The organism is Halomonas alkalisoli (genome assembly GCF_021412585.1).
GTDB classification, from domain to species: Bacteria; Pseudomonadota; Gammaproteobacteria; order Pseudomonadales; family Halomonadaceae; genus Halomonas; species Halomonas alkalisoli.
The window spans coordinates 24,452-41,430 of sequence record NZ_JAKCMI010000046.1; the positions used below are offsets into that span (position 1 = coordinate 24,452).

Annotated in this window: 17 protein-coding genes; 5 read left to right on the plus strand and 12 right to left on the minus strand. The window is 63.8% G+C overall.

What is annotated here, in order from left to right; translation table 11 throughout:
* Positions 1-12 precede the first annotated feature (12 nt).
* The 3 genes from mmsB to LY622_RS21665 all read right to left on the minus strand — a co-directional run bounded on the left by mmsB (position 13) and on the right by LY622_RS21665 (position 3,361).
* Entirely contained in the window at positions 13-915 is a 903-nt protein-coding gene (gene mmsB / locus LY622_RS21655; protein ID WP_234292795.1) for a 3-hydroxyisobutyrate dehydrogenase, read from the minus strand.
* A gap of 57 nt (positions 916-972) precedes the next feature.
* The gene (locus tag LY622_RS21660; protein WP_234292796.1) at positions 973-2,127 is read right to left on the minus strand and encodes an enoyl-CoA hydratase/isomerase family protein; all 1,155 of its coding nucleotides are present in this window, start codon (positions 2,125-2,127) and stop codon (positions 973-975) included.
* A 67-nt stretch (positions 2,128-2,194) separates the two neighbouring features.
* Positions 2,195-3,361: an acyl-CoA dehydrogenase family protein gene (locus LY622_RS21665; RefSeq protein ID WP_234292797.1), complete on the minus strand. Its 1,167-nt coding sequence runs from the start codon at positions 3,359-3,361 to the stop codon at positions 2,195-2,197.
* A gap of 259 nt (positions 3,362-3,620) precedes the next feature.
* Here LY622_RS21665 and LY622_RS21670 point away from each other — a divergent pair, with 259 nt between their 5' ends.
* Together LY622_RS21670 and LY622_RS21675 are read left to right on the plus strand one after the other, a co-directional pair.
* A complete protein-coding gene (locus LY622_RS21670) occupies positions 3,621-4,061 on the plus strand; it encodes a MerR family transcriptional regulator (protein ID WP_255762688.1) in 441 nt (146 codons plus the stop codon).
* A 115-nt stretch (positions 4,062-4,176) separates the two neighbouring features.
* Positions 4,177-5,880 (plus strand): AMP-binding protein, encoded by a 1,704-nt coding sequence (locus LY622_RS21675; RefSeq protein ID WP_234292798.1) that lies wholly within the window; start codon positions 4,177-4,179, stop codon positions 5,878-5,880.
* A 325-nt stretch (positions 5,881-6,205) separates the two neighbouring features.
* Here the strand turns inward: LY622_RS21675 and LY622_RS21680 are convergent, their stop codons facing one another.
* From LY622_RS21680 to LY622_RS21695, 4 genes are all read right to left on the minus strand, one after another.
* Complete coding sequence (locus LY622_RS21680) at positions 6,206-6,784, minus strand: hypoxanthine-guanine phosphoribosyltransferase (protein WP_234292799.1); 579 nt, start codon at positions 6,782-6,784, stop codon at positions 6,206-6,208.
* A gap of 45 nt (positions 6,785-6,829) precedes the next feature.
* A complete protein-coding gene (gene nagZ, locus LY622_RS21685; RefSeq protein ID WP_234292800.1) occupies positions 6,830-7,843 on the minus strand; it encodes a beta-N-acetylhexosaminidase in 1,014 nt (337 codons plus the stop codon).
* A gap of 88 nt (positions 7,844-7,931) precedes the next feature.
* On the minus strand, positions 7,932-8,450 hold the full coding sequence (locus LY622_RS21690) for a L,D-transpeptidase (protein WP_234292801.1): 519 nt from the start codon (positions 8,448-8,450) through the stop codon (positions 7,932-7,934).
* A 1-nt stretch (position 8,451) separates the two neighbouring features.
* The gene (locus LY622_RS21695) at positions 8,452-9,117 is read right to left on the minus strand and encodes a TetR/AcrR family transcriptional regulator (RefSeq protein ID WP_234292802.1); all 666 of its coding nucleotides are present in this window, start codon (positions 9,115-9,117) and stop codon (positions 8,452-8,454) included.
* A gap of 193 nt (positions 9,118-9,310) precedes the next feature.
* Between LY622_RS21695 and lexA the strand changes: the two genes are divergently transcribed.
* Together lexA and dinB are read left to right on the plus strand one after the other, a co-directional pair.
* Positions 9,311-9,955, plus strand: a complete 645-nt coding sequence (gene lexA, locus LY622_RS21700; RefSeq protein WP_234282988.1) for a transcriptional repressor LexA — start codon at positions 9,311-9,313, stop codon at positions 9,953-9,955.
* A gap of 49 nt (positions 9,956-10,004) precedes the next feature.
* Positions 10,005-11,051, plus strand: coding sequence for a DNA polymerase IV (gene dinB, locus LY622_RS21705; protein WP_234292874.1), 1,047 nt, complete (start codon positions 10,005-10,007; stop codon positions 11,049-11,051).
* A gap of 87 nt (positions 11,052-11,138) precedes the next feature.
* Here dinB and LY622_RS21710 read toward each other — a convergent pair whose 3' ends face one another.
* Positions 11,139-11,810, minus strand: coding sequence for an energy-coupling factor ABC transporter permease (locus LY622_RS21710; RefSeq protein ID WP_234292803.1), 672 nt, complete (start codon positions 11,808-11,810; stop codon positions 11,139-11,141).
* Between the two features lie 21 nt (positions 11,811-11,831).
* Positions 11,832-12,686, minus strand: coding sequence for a formyltetrahydrofolate deformylase (purU, locus tag LY622_RS21715; protein ID WP_234292804.1), 855 nt, complete (start codon positions 12,684-12,686; stop codon positions 11,832-11,834).
* Positions 12,687-12,934: 248 nt separating this feature from the next.
* On the opposite strand from purU, the gene LY622_RS21720 reads away from it, so the two are divergent.
* Positions 12,935-14,527 carry a ribonuclease J gene (locus tag LY622_RS21720; RefSeq protein ID WP_234292876.1) on the plus strand — a complete coding sequence of 531 codons (1,593 nt, stop codon included), beginning with the start codon at positions 12,935-12,937 and terminating at the stop codon, positions 14,525-14,527.
* Between the two features lie 546 nt (positions 14,528-15,073).
* On the opposite strand, the gene LY622_RS21725 is transcribed toward LY622_RS21720, so the two are convergent.
* The 3 genes from LY622_RS21725 to moaE all read right to left on the minus strand — a co-directional run bounded on the left by LY622_RS21725 (position 15,074) and on the right by moaE (position 16,979).
* Positions 15,074-15,364, minus strand: a complete 291-nt coding sequence (locus LY622_RS21725) for an H-NS family histone-like protein (protein ID WP_234292805.1) — start codon at positions 15,362-15,364, stop codon at positions 15,074-15,076.
* Positions 15,365-15,514: 150 nt separating this feature from the next.
* Complete coding sequence (gene moaA / locus LY622_RS21730; RefSeq protein WP_234292806.1) at positions 15,515-16,513, minus strand: GTP 3',8-cyclase MoaA; 999 nt, start codon at positions 16,511-16,513, stop codon at positions 15,515-15,517.
* Positions 16,497-16,979 carry a molybdopterin synthase catalytic subunit MoaE gene (gene moaE, locus LY622_RS21735; RefSeq protein ID WP_234292807.1) on the minus strand — a complete coding sequence of 161 codons (483 nt, stop codon included), beginning with the start codon at positions 16,977-16,979 and terminating at the stop codon, positions 16,497-16,499. Before moaE ends, moaA begins: the two co-directional genes overlap by 17 nt.

A 16,979-nucleotide genomic window follows, 5' to 3' on the forward strand; every position in this document is an offset into this window, starting at 1 on the left:
TATCGCCCCGCTTCACTCCTCCTCGCCGGCGCGGAAGAGTTTCTGGATGCTGGAGAAGTCCTTGCCGCCGTTACCCTGGGATGCGTGAAGGGCGAAGAGGTTACGTGCCTGGGAGCCCATCGGCACCGTGGCCTTACTCTCCAGGGCGAGTTCCCAGGCGAGGCCCAGATCCTTGGCCATCAGGTCGGTCAGGAAGCCGCCCTGGTAGTCACGGGACGCCGCCGAGCCCTGCATGACACCGGGCCAGGGGTTGTAGACGTTCAATGCCCAGTTGCCGCCGCTGCTCTGCTTCATGATCTCTGAGAGCACAGCTGGGTCGAGGCCGTTCTTCACGCCCAGCGCCAGGGCTTCGGCGGTGCCGCTCATCAGTATCCCCAGCAGCATGTTGTTGCAGATCTTCGCTACCTGCCCCGAGCCGACTTCGCCCGCGTGGAAGATGTTCTTGCCCATGCCTTCCAGCACCGGCCTTGCCTGCTCGAACCCGTCTTCGGTGCCGCCGACAATGAAGGTCAGGGTGCCGGCCTGGGCACCGCCCACACCGCCCGAGACGGGGGCATCAAGGTAGGTCAGCCCACGCTCGGCGGCGGCTGCGCCGACGAAGCGGGCGTCCTCCGGCGAGATGGTCGAGGCGTCGATGATCAGCGGCTTGCCTTCCAGGGCATCGAACAAGCCCGGCGCCGTGTCACGGCCGAGATAGAGTCGTCTTACATGCTGGCCGGCGGGCAGCATAGAAATGACGACCTCCGCACCACTGGCAGCGCTCTGGGCGCTGGCGCAAGGGTGGGCACCGGCCTTCTCCAGGCTCTTCATGGCCGCATCCACCAGGTCGAAGACGCTGACCTCATGGCCGGCCTTGACCAGGTTGGCGGCCATCGGCGCGCCCATGTTACCCAGTCCGATAAAGGCGATTTTCATGCGAGTTGCTCCTGAGAGTCATTATTGATTGTTGGTTCCAGCCGGTAGACCGAGCGTTCAATTTACGCGCTCGCCTGTGCCGAGGTCACGCAACGGATGGGCCTCGCTGCTCCACAAGGGGACCATCAGGGCATCCAGGTCGGCCTGCGGCACGCTGTCGACATCGGCGTGCTGCCACTGGGGGTTCTGGTCCTTGTCGACCAGCAGCGCGCGCACGCCCTCGGCCACATCCCCCTGCCGACAGCACTGCACCGACAGGTTCAGCTCATCGCGGAAGGCGTCGGCCAGGCTGGTATGACGATGGCGATCCAGCATCAGCCAGACCAGGTGCGCGCTCAGCGGGCTGCCGGCCTCGAGCCGCGCGCGGTTGGCCGCAAGCCAGGGATCGTCTCGGCCATCGCGAAGAATTCGCTTCACCGCGGTGGGGGCATCGACCTGCCCCACCACGTTCTGGATGTGGTCTAGATGCGGCCCTACCTGAGGCTGGGGCGCCTGGGTGCGATCCTCCATCTCGTCGACCACCGTTTGCACGCCAGCGCGCAGGTCCCGTGGCGTTCGCGCGCCGTAATCGGCTTCGCCCAGGGCTTCGAGCAGGGTTTCCCGCCGCTCGCGGGGGACGAAGTGGTCCGCCATGCCCAGATCCAGAGCGTCCCGGGCGTTCAATTGGGCGCCGGTGATGCCCAGGTAGGCGCCGACACCAGGAGGCATGCGATTGAGGAACCAGCTGGCACCGATATCGGGATAGAGGCCGATGGTGATCTCCGGCATGGCGATGCGCGTGGTTTCGGTCACGATCCGGTGCGAGGCACCCGCCATCAGGCCCAGGCCGCCGCCCATGATGATGCCGTCACCCCAGAGCAGGATCGGCTTGGGATAGGTGTGAATCCGGTAGTCGAGCCGGTATTCCGTGGTGAAGTAGGTCTCGGCGAAGACGCTGTCACGGCCTGACCCACGGTTCTCGCCCTCTTCGGTCATGGAGCGATACAGCGCCACCACGTCGCCACCGGCGCAGAAGGCCTTCTCCCCCGCCCCCTCCAGCCATACCGCCACGATGCTGCGATCCACCGCCCAGGCGTCGAGCTTGGCCATGAGCTGCTGCGCCATTGTCAGCGTCAGGGCATTGAGCGATTTCGGCGCATTGAGGGTGGCAACGCCTATCCGCCCACCATCCCGTGTGGGGCGCTCGTCGAAGATGACCGCAAGTTCCGTCATGCAACTGCTCTCCTGGTTATTATCGGTAGCCTTACTGCAATGCCTCGTCTTACTGCAACGACTCGCCTTACTGCAACGCTTCGATGACGCCATCCGCCAGCAGGCGACGGGCCACGATGACCCGCATGATCTCGTTGGTGCCCTCGAGAATCTGGTGCACCCGGGTATCGCGCACCATGCGCTCCAGCGGGAACTCCCTGAGATACCCGTAACCGCCGTGGAGCTGGAGGGCATCGTTGCAGACATTGAAGCCCATGTCGGTGGCAAACCGCTTGGCCATGGCGCAATGGGCGGTGGCGTCGGGGTCGTTGTTGTCGAGCCGCCATGCCGCCTGACGAACCATCAGCCTGGCCGCCATCAATTCGGTAGCCATGTCGGCAAGCTTGAACTGCAGCGCCTGGAAGCTCGACAGCTCACGACCGAACTGCTTGCGATCGGCCATGTAGTCGCGCGACAGGGTCAGCGCATGCTGTGCGGCACCCAGCGAACAGCTGGCAATATTGAGCCTTCCTCCGTCAAGCCCCTTCATGGCCAGCTTGAAGCCCTCGCCTTCATCACCCAGGCGATTGCCGACCGGCACACGGACGCCATCGAAACTGACCAGTCGTGTCGGCTGGCTCTTCCAACCCATCTTCTCTTCGTTCTTGCCGTATTCGATACCTGGTGCATCGGCCGGTACCAGGATCGCGGAAACCCCGCCCGCACCGCTGTCGGGCCCGCCGGTGCGCGCCATGACGATAAGGACATCGTTGGCCCCGGCCCCCGAGATGAACATCTTGGAACCGCTGATGACATAGTCATCGCCGTCCCGGACGGCTTTCGTGCGCAGGCTGGCTGCATCCGAGCCTGAGCCGGGCTCGGTGAGGCAGTAGCAGCCCAGGCACTCGCCGCTGACCAGACGCTCCACCCACGTTTCGCGCAATGCCTCGCTGCCCCAACTGGCCACCATCCAGGCAACCATGTTGTGGATGGTAAGATAGGCGGTAGTCGAGATGCAGCCCTGGGAGAGCTGCTCGAAGATCAGCGAGGCATCCAGGCGAGACAGCCCCAAGCCACCGCGCTCTTCGGGGATGTAGATGCCGAGGAACCCAGCCTCGCCGGCGCGGCGGATGACCTCGACCGGGAAATACGAGGTGGCGTCCCATTCGGCGGCGTGGTCGGCCAGTTCGGCCCTGCTGAAGTCGGCGGCCGCCTGAACGAGCGCCCTCTGGTCATCGGTCAGGGAGAAGTCCATCGGAGTATCCTCATGTTTCGACTGAAAGGTTCGACCAAGATGTTCGATCCCGTAGTGGTAGCTGATAGGCCAGCACATTGCCATGGGTGCGCGACGCGCAAATCGGGCAGCGGATGGCAACCAACCTAGCACTTGCTAGGTTTTATCGCATACATCCCTTGGTCTACAAGCACTTTACGTTAACGTCAACGTCGTCTAGTGTTGCGGATACGTGGAGGGAAACCGCTAGACGGCCCACCAAGTCACAGGAAAGGTAGCCATGAGCACAGCCGAACCGGAAGCCACAACTGAAGTCAATGGCAGTCTGCCGCAACAGCGCCGCACCTACTCCATCGGCGAACTGGCCCGGATGTTCGAGGTGACCCCACGCACCATCCGTTTCTACGAGCAGGAGGGCCTGTTGGCGCCTGAGCGCCGGGGCCAGACTCGCATCTATCATGAAAAGGACCGGGTACGCCTCAAGCTGACCCTGCGCGGCAAACGGCTCGGCTTCTCGCTGGCCGAGATTCGCGAGGTCATCGAGATGTATGACGCCATGCCGGATGGGAACGCACGCCAGCTCAAGCGCCTCCTGGAAATCCTGGCCGACAAGCGCAGCAACATGGAGCGACAGCTCGAGGATATCCGCCTGATGCAGCGTGAGCTCGATGACGTGGAGATGCGGGCCCGCGACGTGCTCGCACGCCTGGCCAAGGAGTAATCCCTCCCGCCGGCTCTCCCACAGCGCGCCTTAGCCAGGCCACGTACCGTCATCCTGCAGCCAGCTCTTGCCCAGATTCACCACTAAATCTTGCAACAACAAGACGGGTAACACCATGACACGCCAACACTCACAGAATCGCGTCCAGAACAGCTACGTCAGCGGTATCAGCGACACCCCCCTCAAGGGACAGACCATTGGCGACTGCTTCGACGAGACGGTCGCACGTTTTCCCGATGGCGACGCCCTGCTCAGCCTTCACCAGGGCCTGCGCTATACCTGGACGGAGCTGCAGCAAGCGGTGGATGAGGCGGCCCGTGCCCTGCTGGCATTGGGCGTGGTAAAAGGCGACCGTGTCGGCATCTGGTCACCCAACTGCGCCGAATGGACCATCACCCAGTTCGCCACCGCCAAGATCGGCGCGGTACTGGTCAACATCAACCCCAGCTATCGTACCCACGAGCTGGACTATGCCCTCAAGCAATCGGGCGCCTCGACGCTGGTCCTGCAGGGGAAATTCAAGTCTTCCGACTACGTGGCTACCCTGGCTGAGCTGGCACCTGAGATACGAGACGCCGCACCTGACACCTTCAGCTGCGCCAGCCTTCCGGAGCTCAAGCGGGTCGTCTGCCTCGACGCGGACCTCGCCCTGCCCGGCATGCTCACCTGGCAGGGCATGCTTGGCCATGCCGACCAGGTCTCCGCCGAGGACCTGGCGGACGTCCAGGGCAGCCTCCAGTTCGACGACCCGATCAATATCCAGTACACCTCCGGCACCACCGGGGCCCCCAAGGGAGCCACCCTCTCCCACCACAACATTCTCAACAACGGCTTCTTCGTCGCCCGCACCATGGGCTTCACCGAGAAGGACCGCCTGGTGATTCCGGTGCCGCTCTACCACTGCTTCGGCATGGTGATGGGCAACCTGGGCTGCATGACCCATGGCGCCACCATGATCTACCCGGGAGACGGCTTCGAACCCGAGGCGACGCTGAAGGCTGTTTCCGAGGAGAAGGCCACGGCGCTGTACGGCGTGCCCACCATGTTCATCGCCGAACTGGAGCACCCAAACTTCGCACAGTACGACCTCTCGACCCTGCGCACCGGCATCATGGCAGGCTCCATCTGCCCCATCGAGGTGATGCGCCAGGTCATCGACAAGATGAACATGGAAGACGTCACCATCTGCTACGGCATGACCGAGACCAGCCCGGTGAGCTTCCAGACCCAGACCGATGCGCCGCTGGACAAGCGCGTGACCACAGTAGGCACGATCCATCCGCACCTGGAGGTCAAGCTGGTCAGCCCCGAGACCGGTGCGGTGGTGCCCCGTGGCGAGACCGGCGAGCTCTGCACCCGCGGCTACAGCGTGATGCTGGGCTACTGGCAGAACGAGGAAGCCACCGACAAGTCCATCGACGCGGCCGGCTGGATGCACACCGGCGACCTGGCCACCATGGATGAAGAGGGCTATGTGGCCATCGTTGGGCGCATCAAGGACATGATCATCCGCGGCGGCGAGAACATCTATCCCCGCGAGATCGAGGACTTCCTCTATACCCACCCGGCCATCTCCGACGTCCAGGTGATCGGCGTACCCGACGAGAAGTACGGCGAAGAGGTGATGGCCTGGGTCAAGCTCGGCGAAGGGCAGCAGCTGACCGGCGATGAGCTGAAGGCGTTCTGCAAGGGCAAGATCGCCCACTACAAGGTGCCGCGCTACGTGAAGTTCGTCGATGAATTCCCGATGACCGTCACCGGCAAGATCCAGAAGTTCAAGATGCGCGAGGAAGCCACCCACGAGCTGGGGCTGGCGTGATCGGATAATCGCTCTTGGTGCCGATGCTGGCTATTGTTGTCAGCGTCGGCAGCCTCCGCCGAGGCGCCTGGCGGCGCCAGTCGCGACGCGGAGCGGCGCTCCTACAAAGTCGGCGACTACCTCGCTGTAGGAGGAAGCTTTAGCTCCGGTCCGACGCATCGGCGACTGGAGGCCGAAGGACTCCTGGCGGTGTTGCCAATGATTGCGGTAATAGCCAGCGACGGCGGCCTCCGCCAAGGCGCCTGCCGGCGCCAGTCGCGACGCGGAGCGGCGCTCCAACAGCTGTATTTTCCTGCAATGGCGGTCACTGCCGAGACACTCTTCCCTACAACCCCTTGGGTGCGAAGATTCCCGGGGCGTTGCGCCAGTATCCCTTGTAGTCCATGCCGAAGCCGAAGACGTAGCGGTCGACGACTTCCAGGCCGCAGTAGTCGGCGCGCAGGTCGGGCACGGCCTTGCGGTCGTGGCGCTTGTCGACCAGTACCGCCGTCGAGACGCTCTTGGCACCTGCCTTGTGGCAGTAGTCAAGGATGGCAGCAAGCGTGGTGCCTTCGTCGAGGATGTCGTCGACGATCACGACGTGACGGTCGGCCATGGGCACTTCCGGCGAGACGCGCCAGAACAGGTCGCCACCACGGATACCACCGCGATAGCGCGTGGCATGCAGGTAGTCGACTTCCAGCGGAAAGCCCAGGCGAGTCAGAAGATGGCCGGTGGTGATCAGGCCACCGTTCATCACGCAGTAGAAGACCGGCAGCTTGTCGCCCAGATCAGCGGTGATCTGCTCCGCCATGCGATCGAGAGCAACTTCGACCTCCTCTTGCGTGATCAGGCAGTCGGCACTCTCCATGACATCGCGCATGGTGGTCAGGGACTGGTGGAAATCGGGATCGAGTTTGGGCATTGGGAGCTCATGTCGCTGAAGGGTAATCGGGACGGACGTGATCGTTCAGTCCTGGGCCATGGCCTCGAGGCGGGCGTGAACGCGGCGCCAGCGCCCCAGCGCTTCCAGGGCTTCAGGCTCCGGGCGAGCCCGGCCATAGCGCAGCCGGGTCGCCGGGCGTAGCGTGCGACCCTGGCAGGCGTCCAGCACCTCCAGGGCGGCAGCGCGATCGTTGCACACCAGCACCATGTCGCAGCCGGCGTCCAGCGCCGCCTGGGCACGCTCGCGAGGGCCGCCGGCGAATCCGGCGCCGGCCATGCCGAGGTCGTCGGAGAAGATCGTGCCCTTGAAGCCGAGCGATTCGCGCAGCAGCCCCAGCCAGCTGTTGGAGAAGCCGGCGGGGCGGGCATCGAAGGCACTGTAGATGACATGGGCGGGCATGACGCCGTCGAGTCGGCCGGCCAGGTTGGCGAAGGGCACCAGGTCATGGCCGCGGATGACTTCGATGGGTCGGTCGTCGACGGGCAGCTCCAGGTGCGAATCGGCGGCGACACCACCGTGGCCGGGAAAGTGCTTGCCGACTGCCGCCATGCCGGCCTCATGCAGGCCGGCCACGAAGGCTTCGGCCATGGCGGAAACCGCGACGGGATCGCGGGAAAAGCTGCGATCGCCGATCACGCTGGAGATGCCGCTGTCGACATCGAGCACCGGAGCAAAGCTGAGGTCGAGCCCACAGGCGGCCATTTCCATGCCCATCAACCAGCCGGTGTCCAGGCAGAGCCGCAGGGTGACTTCCGGGGCGACACCGTAGTCGCGGCCGATGCGTCCCATGGAGGGTATCCGGGTTACCCCCTGGCGCAGGCGCTGCACCCGTCCGCCCTCCTGGTCGACCGTCAATAGCAGCTCGGGGCGCAGGCGACGGATGCCATCACAGAGTGCGCGGACCTGGCGTGCATCCTCGATGTTGCGGGAGAAGAGGATCACCCCGCCCACCTCGGGGCGCAGCAATAGCCTGCGCTCGTCGTCAGTCAGTCGCGTGCCTTCCAGATCCAGCATCACCGGGCCGAGGGTCTGCGTCATGATCGGGTTCCTTGGGCTAGAAGGAGGCTGATTCTAGACCAAAGTTGGCCGAGGTGACAGCCATGCGCAAGGCCCTGGCGACTCCCCGTCAGTCATGCAACCACACGGGAGTCCCCGGGGTGGCCAGGGAGAAGACCTGGAGCAGCGACGGGGCGCTCAGGCGAATGCAACCGTGGGAGCGCGGTACGCCCATGGGCTGGTCGGGAGGCGTGCCGTGCAGGTAGATATAGCGCCGCTGGCTGTCGACCTCTCCGCCACGGTTGAATCCCCGCTCCAGCCCGCAGAGCCAGATGATGCGGGTGAGTATCCAGTCGCGGCGGGGATGAGCCTCGGCCAGCTCCGGGGAGTACCGTTCGCCGGTGGGCCGGCGCCCTCGAAACACCGTGCCCTGTGGCAGCCCGTCGCCGATGGCGGCGCGAACGTAGTGCCACCCCAGCGGGGTGCAGCCGCTCCCCTCCTGCTGGCCGGTTCCTGCCAGGGCGGTGGAGACGGCCCACTCGGCCAGGGGTCTTGCGCCCTGCCAGTGGACCAGGCACTGATTCACGACGTCGACTTCCAGCCAGGTGTCCGTTGCCGGCGGCAGCTCGGTCAGCCGCGGGGTACGCATGTCAGCTCGCCTCGGCCTTCGGCATGGGGGGCGGTGGGAGCGGTGCGTTCATGGCAGCCACCACCACCGGCCGCAAGCGGCGGATGAGGTCGCGCACGGTGACATGCTCCTGATAATCCTTTTCGGCGATATCACGCAACGCATCCAGCCCGGACAGGGTGAAGATGACGGTGCCCAGCACAAAGTGTAGCCGCCAGAAGCGCTCGGAGTCCGGCAAGTCGGGGGTCGCCAGTCGCACCAGCTCGGTGAAACGGGAGAACACACTGCCGTACTCTTCCTGGATGTAACGCCGCAGATGCCCCTGGGCCTGACTGTAGGCAAGCCCCAGCAGCTTCATGAATACCTTGAGGCTGTGGCGCTCGGCTGGCACGTCCAGGACGGTGCGGGCCATGGTTTCCAGCAGGACTTCCAGCGGGATGACGCCACCGGCATGCTGTGCCTCGAGCTCATCCAGGGCATGGTGGAAGCGTACCGTGAACGGATCCAGGTAGCGGGCAAATACCGCCTGAATCAGCGCTTTCTTGGAGCCAAAGTGGTAGTTCACCGCGGCCAGGTTGACTCGCGCCTTGCTGGTTATGGTCCGCAGTGAGGTTTCCGCAAAGCCACGCTCGGCGAACAATACTTCAGCCGTATCGAGTATGCGTGTGACGGTATCGGTTTGAGCCATGATCCTGGTCCCGCTGGAAACGAGTGTTTAAAACATTACAAAAGTCTACGTGATTTCGACGATTCACTCAAATCTATCAACGACCGGCTGTTTGAAACGCTGCTTGCCACAGGAGTGCACGCGCCTTTTTACTGGATAGACTTCCATGCTGTATACTTGAACAATACTCAAGGCACCGCTACCCGGAGGTCGCATGTCACGCCCCCTCACCGCCCGCCAGCAGAACGTCTTCGACTTCATCGTCAAGACGATGAACGAGTTCGGCTACCCGCCGACTCGCGCCGAGATCGCCCGAGCCCTGGGCTTTCGCTCTCCCAACGCGGCCGAGGAGCACCTTCGGGCCCTGGAGCGCAAGGGTGTCATCCGGGTCATCCGTGGCACGTCGCGGGGTATTCGCCTGCCGGCGCAGGATGCCGAGCCGGTCGGAGGCGAACCCGCCGTGGAAGGCTTGCCGATCATCGGCGAGGTAGCGGCCGGCAGCCCTATCCTTGCCGCCGAGCACATCGACCGCTACTGCCCCCTGCCCCCCGAATTCTTCACCCCCCGTGCCGACTACCTGCTCAAGGTCCGCGGCCTCTCCATGAAGGATGCCGGCATCCTCGAGGGCGACCTGCTGGCCGTGCATCGCACGGAGCGAGTGCGTGACGGCCAGATCGTCGTCGCCCGGCTCGAGGACGAGGTCACCGTCAAGCGCTTCCATCGCAACGGCCACCGGGTCGTCCTCGAAGCGGAGAATGCCGACTTCGCCCCCATCGAGGTGGACCTGCGCCACCAGCCGCTGGAGATAGAAGGAATCGGCGTGGGAGTGATTCGCGGCGGCAGCGGCCAGGCGCTGTGATGCCCCCGGTCACGCTCGGCTAGCGGTCGGACGGTCGCTCATGGATCCCGTGCGCAAGATACTGCATGCCGATTGCGACTGCTTCTATGCCGCGGTGGAAATGCGCGACAACCCGGCGCTGCGCGAGATTCCGCTGGCCATCGGCGGCAGCGCCGAGGGTCGCGGTGTCATTGCCACATGCAACTACCCGGCTCGCCGCTATGGCATCCACTCTGCGATGCCCACGGCGCGAGCCTTGCGGCTGTGCCCTCACCTCACCCTGCTCCCCGGCGACTTCGAACGCTATCGCGAAGCATCGCGCCGGATTCAGGCCATTTTCCATGAGCTGACTCCGCTGGTGGAGCCGCTGTCGCTGGACGAGGCCTTTCTCGATGTCACGGCGGTGACACGCTTCTCCGGCAGCGCCACCTGGATGGCACGCTGGCTGAAGGAAGAGTGCCAGCGACGCGTGGGCATTACCGTTTCGGTGGGCGCCGCCCCATCGAAGTTCCTGGCAAAGATCGCCAGCGACTGGGAGAAACCCGACGGCCTGACGGTGATCTCCCCGGACCGGGTCGGTGCCTTCATCGAGAAACTGCCGGTGACCAAGCTCCATGGCGTGGGCCCGGCCACCGCCAAGCGACTGAAGGCCCTGGATATCGACACTTGCCACGACCTGCAGCACCTGCCCCAGGAGCGGCTGATCCAGGAGTTCGGCAAATTCGGACATCGACTGTTCGAGCTGGCCCGCGGCATCGACAACCGCCCGGTAAGGATGGAGCGCGAGCGCAAGTCGGTCAGCGTGGAGACCACCTTCGCCAGCGACCTTCCCGGACTGGCCGACTGCCACGGGGAGCTTGCGTCGCTGTGCGATCGCCTCGAGTCCCGCCTCGCACGTCACGGCCACCCGCCGCTGGCAGGGCTGTTCGTCAAGGTGCGCTTCGATGATTTCAGCCTGACGACCATGGAGGGGCGTGGAAGCAGGCTCTGCAGCAGGACCTTCAGCGCCCTGATGGCGCAGGCCTGGGCGCGCAAGAAGCGACCGGTGCGCCTGCTGGGTGTCGGGGTAAGGCTGGTGTCGGAGGATGCCAGGCGACAGCTGACGCTCCCTCTGTAGCACCCACCCCATGGCACCCGCCCTACAAGATATGCCCCCGTTCTACAGCACTCTCACCAGATAGCCGCCAGGTAGCGAAACCCTGCCCTACTTGGTGTCGATATAGCGATGATCGTTGAAGGTGGCCACCCAGCCGGGATGGTAGACCATCAGGATACTGAGCAGCATGCCGGTCAGAAACGCCTCGGAGGGCATCAGCAGGGGTAGAAAGAGCGCGTATTCCCGCGCCAGGTAGATCGCTTCCGGATCGGTCGCCCCCAGCATGACCAGCCCCAGGCCGGCGAGCCCGGTGCCGAGCGTGGCCAGTGCCGCGCCGAAGAAGCCGCAGAGAAAGAGAAAGACCATCAGGTTGTCCGGCAGGTGCCGATCCACCAGCCGCCAGATCAGCACGGTGACGCCAACGGGTATCACGCCGGTCATCAGCACGTTGACACCCAATAGCGGCCAGGCAGCCTTGCCGAGCAGGACCAGGGCCAGGTTGGCGAGCAGGTTGGTGACCAGCGCCAGGGGCGCCTTGAAGACCAGCGTCAGCAGTGCCGTGAACATGAGATGCAGGGTCAGCCAGTCGACGGCCTGGGCGCGCAGCTGCCAGAGCAACAGCACGGCGACGGTCGCCCCCAGCCAGCGATGCTGCAACGCCCTGTCCGCCAGCAGCGTCTCCCACGGCCGCTGAGCCAGGGCCAGGCCCATGACGCCCAGCGACAGCACGCCGCAGGCGATCAACAGCCAGGGGGCCAGCATGGGCTCGGAAAACGACATGACCGCCTCCAGGATGCAGGCTCAGGCAAAGACGACCGTCTTGTTGCCGTGGATCAGCACGCGATCTTCGAGGTGCCAGCGCAGCCCCCGCGCCAGCACGGCTTTCTCCACATCACGGCCGAAGCGGACCAGATCACCGGGAGTGTGACAGTGACTGACCCGATGGATGTCCTGTTCGATGATAGGGCCGGCATCAAGTTCCTCGGTCACGTAGTGGCAGGTGGCGCCGATCAGCTTGACCCCCCTGTCGTGGGCCTGATGATAAGGGCGAGCGCCGGCAAACGACGGCAGGAAGCTGTGATGAATATTGATGACCCGCCCGGCGTATCGCTGGCACAGGCTGGGCGGCAGGATCTGCATGTAGCGCGCCAGTACCACCGTATCCGCCTCCAGCGCTTTCACTTGCGCTTCGATCTCGGCAAATGCTCGCGCCTTGTCGGCGGCATCGACGGGCACATGAAAATAGGGCAGTCCATGCCACTCCACCATGCCCCGCATGTCGGGATGATTGGATATCACACCGACGATATCGCCCTCCATCTCCCCCGCGGTCCAGCGATAGAGCAGGTCCACCAGGCAGTGTGATTCGCGAGACACCATGACCACTACCCGTGGGCGTTGGCGTGTATCGCGCAGTGCCCAGTCCATCTCGAATTCCCGCGCCACTGGCGCGAAGGCCTCTCTCAACTCGTCCCCCGTCATGTCGATGGAGTCGGCGAGGATTTCATAGCGCATGAAGAAGCGGCCCGACGCCAGGTCGGAGTGCTGACTGGCCTCGGTAATGGAGCCACCATGGCCGGAAATGAAACCGGAAACACGCGCCACGATGCCGCGACGATCAGGACAGGAAACGACCAGACGGTAGTAGTGGGACATGGGCAACCATCGACTTCTGAGCGTGGATCGGAGAGCGCGCATTGTAGCGAACTCAGGGGCGCGAGACACGTCGAAAACCCCGGCGGCCCCCGGGGGACTCACATTGTGGAGGGCCGCGCCGATCCCGTATAGTGAAGGTTCCATTGCCTGACCATGATGTGCCGATGATTGCATCCAGCGCCACCGTTCGCCCACGCCGTAGAAAGCCGCTTCATTTCCTGCCACTGGGCGGTTGTGGTGAGATCGGCATGAACCTTGGGCTCTATGGTCATGACGACGAGTGGATCGCCGTCGATTGCGGCATGATGATCCGACAGGACCTCCCCGACAGCCCGCTTCAGGTTCCCAGCCTGGATACCGCCGAAGCCCTGGGCATAACGCCTTCCGCCCTGCTCATCACCCATGGCCATGAAGATCACATCGGTGCCGCCGCCTGGCTCTGGCCGAAATGGCAGTGCCCGGTTCATGCCACTCCGCTGGCAGCCGGATTGCTGCGGGCCAAGTTCACCGAGCGCGGGCTTGCCACCGATGCCATCCAGGTGATCGAACCGGGCGAGGCGCTGGAAACGGGGCCTTTCACCCTGCGCTACCTGCCGCTGACCCACTCCATACCGGAGAGCTGTGCGCTGTTGATCGCAGCGGGTGGCTATCGGGTCCTGCATACCGGCGACTGGAAACTCGACCCCGAGCCCTTGATCGGCCCACCGATCAAGGGTGCCCTGTATCGAGCCCTGGCACCGGTGGATCTGGTGGTGGGGGATTCCACCAATGCCCCCCTCCCCGGCCATTCACGCAGCGAAGGTGAAGTGGCACGCGCCCTCGAGCATCGACTGAGCCAGTGCACCGGCCGGGTGGTGGTCTCCTGCTTCGCCAGCAACCTGGCCAGGGTGCTGGCGATCGCGCTGGCCGCCGAACGCTGCGGCCGCCGGGTGAGCCTGATGGGGCGGGCCATGGAGCGCATGGTCGGGGTGGCTCGCGGACTGGGGTATCTGGACGACATGCCACCGCTGGTGCCGGTCAGCGACCTGGGCTACCTGCCCGCGGAAGAGGTGCTGGTCATCGCCACCGGCAGCCAGGGCGAGCCTCGCGCCGCACTCAGCCGACTGGCCAGCGGAAGACACCACAGTCTCGAGTTGAGCGCCAACGATACCGTGATCTTCTCGGCCAAGGCGATTCCCGGAAACGAGCCGCAGATCGAACGACTGAAACATGGGCTCAGGCGCCTCGACGTGGCGATCTGGGATGAGTTCAACCATCCGGAGCTGCACGCTTCCGGTCATCCGGCCCAGGAGGAGCTGCGCATCTTCTACGGCTGGATCAAACCGAAGCATCTACTGCCGGTACACGGGGAACCACAGCATCAGCGCGCCCATCGAGCCCTCGCCGAGACCCTTGGCATCCAGGCGCCGCTGGCCCCCGTCAACGGCGACCTGATTCGCCTGGATGCCGATGGCCTGACCCTGGAAGCTCGGCACCCTCAGCGCCCTTGCATCGTTAGCCAGAATGCCGTTACACCGCTGCCGGGACTCGCGGCCGAGCGCGGTTCATCGCGCCACGGCATTCTTCATCTTGCGCTGCCAGTCGCATCGACCGGCTCGGGCTGGACGCGCATCGGCCGATTGATGCTGGATGCGCATCGCGTCAGTGCACTGGATGAAGAGGCTCTCGCCGACTGGCTGGATGAGCGCCTGGAGATGTTGCAAGCCGAAAGCCTGGCCGAACTTCGCCTGGCATTGCAGCCTTTGCTGACCGCCTGGCTTGCGGACCATCTGCGCCAGCTACCGGACATACACCTGCAATTACTGCCGGTGGAAGCCCCGGCGTTTGGCGAAAGGAACTGATCGTAGTACCGCCCAAAAGGAAACCTGATTACTCACCTCGATCAGCCATCGGGCCAATCTTGAGCCACACTGAAAGAGCTCGGATGGTCAAGATGTTATAAATCGTCCTCCCTTAGCGACTTTCTCCACCAACGTTGCCACGCCGCTGTAGGAGTAGCTTCAGCTCACGACTGGAGGCCGCAGGCCTCCCGGCGGTGTTGCCGGTATTCGCGACAACAACCAATCTTTCAGCCTCCGCCGAGGCGCCTATCGGCGCCAGTCGCGATGGGGACCAGCGCTCCAACAGCTGCTTTCTCCACCAACGTTGCCACGCCGCTGTAGGAGGAAGCTTCAGCTCACGACTGGAGGCGCAAGCCTCCTGGCGGTATTGCCGACGCCAACGATCACCGCCAACGCGGCGGCCTCCACCAGGCGCCTGCTGAGTCTTATGCGTAATCAGGAACGGAAAAAGGCACGGGGGTCTAGATAATGCGCCCCCCGCACCCCAAGTGTCGAATCGACAGGACAGCGGCTACTTTCCGCTCATGTATCCGCTCATGTGTCCGATCATGAACTGCCAGCGTTCTTCGGTGGACGCCCACGCTTACGGCGCGGCGGCTCGCCCACGAGATCTTCCACAGAGAGACCGGCATCGCTCATGGCTTCGCGGATCTCAGCCAGCTTCCTTTCCTTGTCCGCCTCCTCCTTTTCGCGGAGTTTGTCTTCTTCTTTTTTCTGCTCGATTACCTCGCCAATGACATCGGAGAGCTTGTTCAACTGCTCCATGCTCAACTGACGAGCAGCGGCACGAGCCACGTTCTTGTTGCGGGCGATGCGCTCCAGAGTTTCGCTGGACATTGGCCTCCTCCATACAGAAAACGACGAGCAAGCTGAATGGCTTGCTCGTCAAAAGTATATGTCGTGTTGACCAATTGGCAAGAAATGCAGAAGCAGGGTTGCTACTTTTTTCTTCAAATGAGCAACAAAAATGAAGGGATGAGCGGGCGCTTATCCACCCGTCATGTTCATGAAGCGCACGACCTGTACCTCGCCGTCCGTGGTGAAATGGTGCCGCTCGGGCTTGAGGGGCAGGGCCTCCACGATGGCCTTCTTCAAGGCATCGATATCGCCGGGATGACGGCGTAGCACGGCACGCAAATCGACGGAGTGTTCGTTGCCCAGGCAGAGCAGCAGGCGCCCCTCGACGGTCACCCTGACCCGATTGCAGGTAGAACAGAAGTTGTGACTGTGCGGTGAAATGAAGCCTACCCGGGAATCGCTGTCGCTCATGCGAAAATAGCGCGATGGCCCCAAGGTGGATTCCGTGGTCGGAATCAGGGGGTAGCGATTCTCGATAAGCGCTTGTACGTCATCGCTGGAGTAGAAGGTTTCGGCACGGGAATGGTCCGAGACATCGCCTAGCGGCATCTCCTCGATGAAGCTGATGTCGAGACCTTCGGAGCGGGCGAAGTCCACCAGGTCGACCACTTCATCGTCATTGCGCCCTTTCAGCACCACGGCATTGAGCTTGATGCGCTCGAAGCCTGCCGCCCGTGCCGCACGGATGCCCTCCAGCACGCGGGCCAGGTCACCGGTACGGGTCAATTGGCGAAAGCGCTCCGCATCGAGGGTATCGAGGCTGATATTGAGCCGCTTGAGACCCGCATCCCGCAGGCGCTGGGCATGCTTTACCAGGCCTGCTCCGTTGGTGGTCATGGCGAAATCCCTGAGCCCGGGAAGGCCGCCGATGTCTTCGACGAGGCGATCGATATCGCGCCTGACCAGGGGTTCACCGCCCGTCAGGCGAACCTTTTCGACCCCCATTTCCACGAAGGCCCGCGCCACCATGCCGAGCTCCTCCAGGGTAAGAACCTGGGCCCGGGGCAGAAAGGTCATCTCCTCGCTCATGCAATAGACACAGCGAAAGTCGCAGCGGTCCGTGACGGAAATGCGCACATAGCGCACGCGTCTGCCGAAGTCGTCGATTAGCTCAGAGGCTACTGTCATCATCGCTCTCCCAGCGGCTGGCATCCTGGTGATCCGAGTCGCGCTCCGCGACCCAGTAGTCGCCCGAGACACTGTGCTCCTTTTTCCAGAACGGGGCACGGGTCTTGAGGTAATCCATGATGAAGTCACAGGCCTCGAAGGCCGCGCGACGATGCGCGCTGGCCACGACTACCAATACGATAGGGTCTCCAGGGGTCATGCGTCCAACGCGGTGAATGACTCGGACCCCTTGAAGCGGCCAACGTGCCTCGGCTTCGGTGACGATCTCGCCCAACGCCGACTCCGTCATGCCCGGGTAGTGTTCCAGGGTCAGTGCCGTGACGTCGGGGTGCTCGTTGAAGTCGCGAACCAGGCCGGTGAAGCTCACGACAGCACCGATGTCGGAGCGCCCCGCCAGCAATAACCGCTGCTCGACCCCCGCATCGAAGGTCTCCTGCCGAACCTGGATCTTGGCTGCCTGCACCAT

Coding starts and splice junctions, on each gene's coding strand:
- LY622_RS21680 (WP_234292799.1), bottom strand. CDS start 6,784: ATGCCCAAACTCGATCCCGATTTCCACCAGTCCCTGACCACCATGCGC.
- lexA (WP_234282988.1), top strand. CDS start 9,311: ATGTCACGCCCCCTCACCGCCCGCCAGCAGAACGTCTTCGACTTCATC.
- purU (WP_234292804.1), bottom strand. CDS start 12,686: ATGTCCCACTACTACCGTCTGGTCGTTTCCTGTCCTGATCGTCGCGGC.
- nagZ (WP_234292800.1), bottom strand. CDS start 7,843: ATGACGCAGACCCTCGGCCCGGTGATGCTGGATCTGGAAGGCACGCGA.
- LY622_RS21690 (WP_234292801.1), bottom strand. CDS start 8,450: ATGCGTACCCCGCGGCTGACCGAGCTGCCGCCGGCAACGGACACCTGG.
- LY622_RS21695 (WP_234292802.1), bottom strand. CDS start 9,117: ATGGCTCAAACCGATACCGTCACACGCATACTCGATACGGCTGAAGTA.
- LY622_RS21720 (WP_234292876.1), top strand. CDS start 12,935: ATGAACCTTGGGCTCTATGGTCATGACGACGAGTGGATCGCCGTCGAT.
- LY622_RS21660 (WP_234292796.1), bottom strand. CDS start 2,127: ATGACGGAACTTGCGGTCATCTTCGACGAGCGCCCCACACGGGATGGT.
- moaE (WP_234292807.1), bottom strand. CDS start 16,979: ATGGTGCAGGCAGCCAAGATCCAGGTTCGGCAGGAGACCTTCGATGCG.
- mmsB (WP_234292795.1), bottom strand. CDS start 915: ATGAAAATCGCCTTTATCGGACTGGGTAACATGGGCGCGCCGATGGCC.
- LY622_RS21665 (WP_234292797.1), bottom strand. CDS start 3,361: ATGGACTTCTCCCTGACCGATGACCAGAGGGCGCTCGTTCAGGCGGCC.
- LY622_RS21710 (WP_234292803.1), bottom strand. CDS start 11,810: ATGTCGTTTTCCGAGCCCATGCTGGCCCCCTGGCTGTTGATCGCCTGC.
- LY622_RS21670 (WP_255762688.1), top strand. CDS start 3,621: ATGAGCACAGCCGAACCGGAAGCCACAACTGAAGTCAATGGCAGTCTG.
- LY622_RS21725 (WP_234292805.1), bottom strand. CDS start 15,364: ATGTCCAGCGAAACTCTGGAGCGCATCGCCCGCAACAAGAACGTGGCT.
- moaA (WP_234292806.1), bottom strand. CDS start 16,513: ATGACAGTAGCCTCTGAGCTAATCGACGACTTCGGCAGACGCGTGCGC.
- LY622_RS21675 (WP_234292798.1), top strand. CDS start 4,177: ATGACACGCCAACACTCACAGAATCGCGTCCAGAACAGCTACGTCAGC.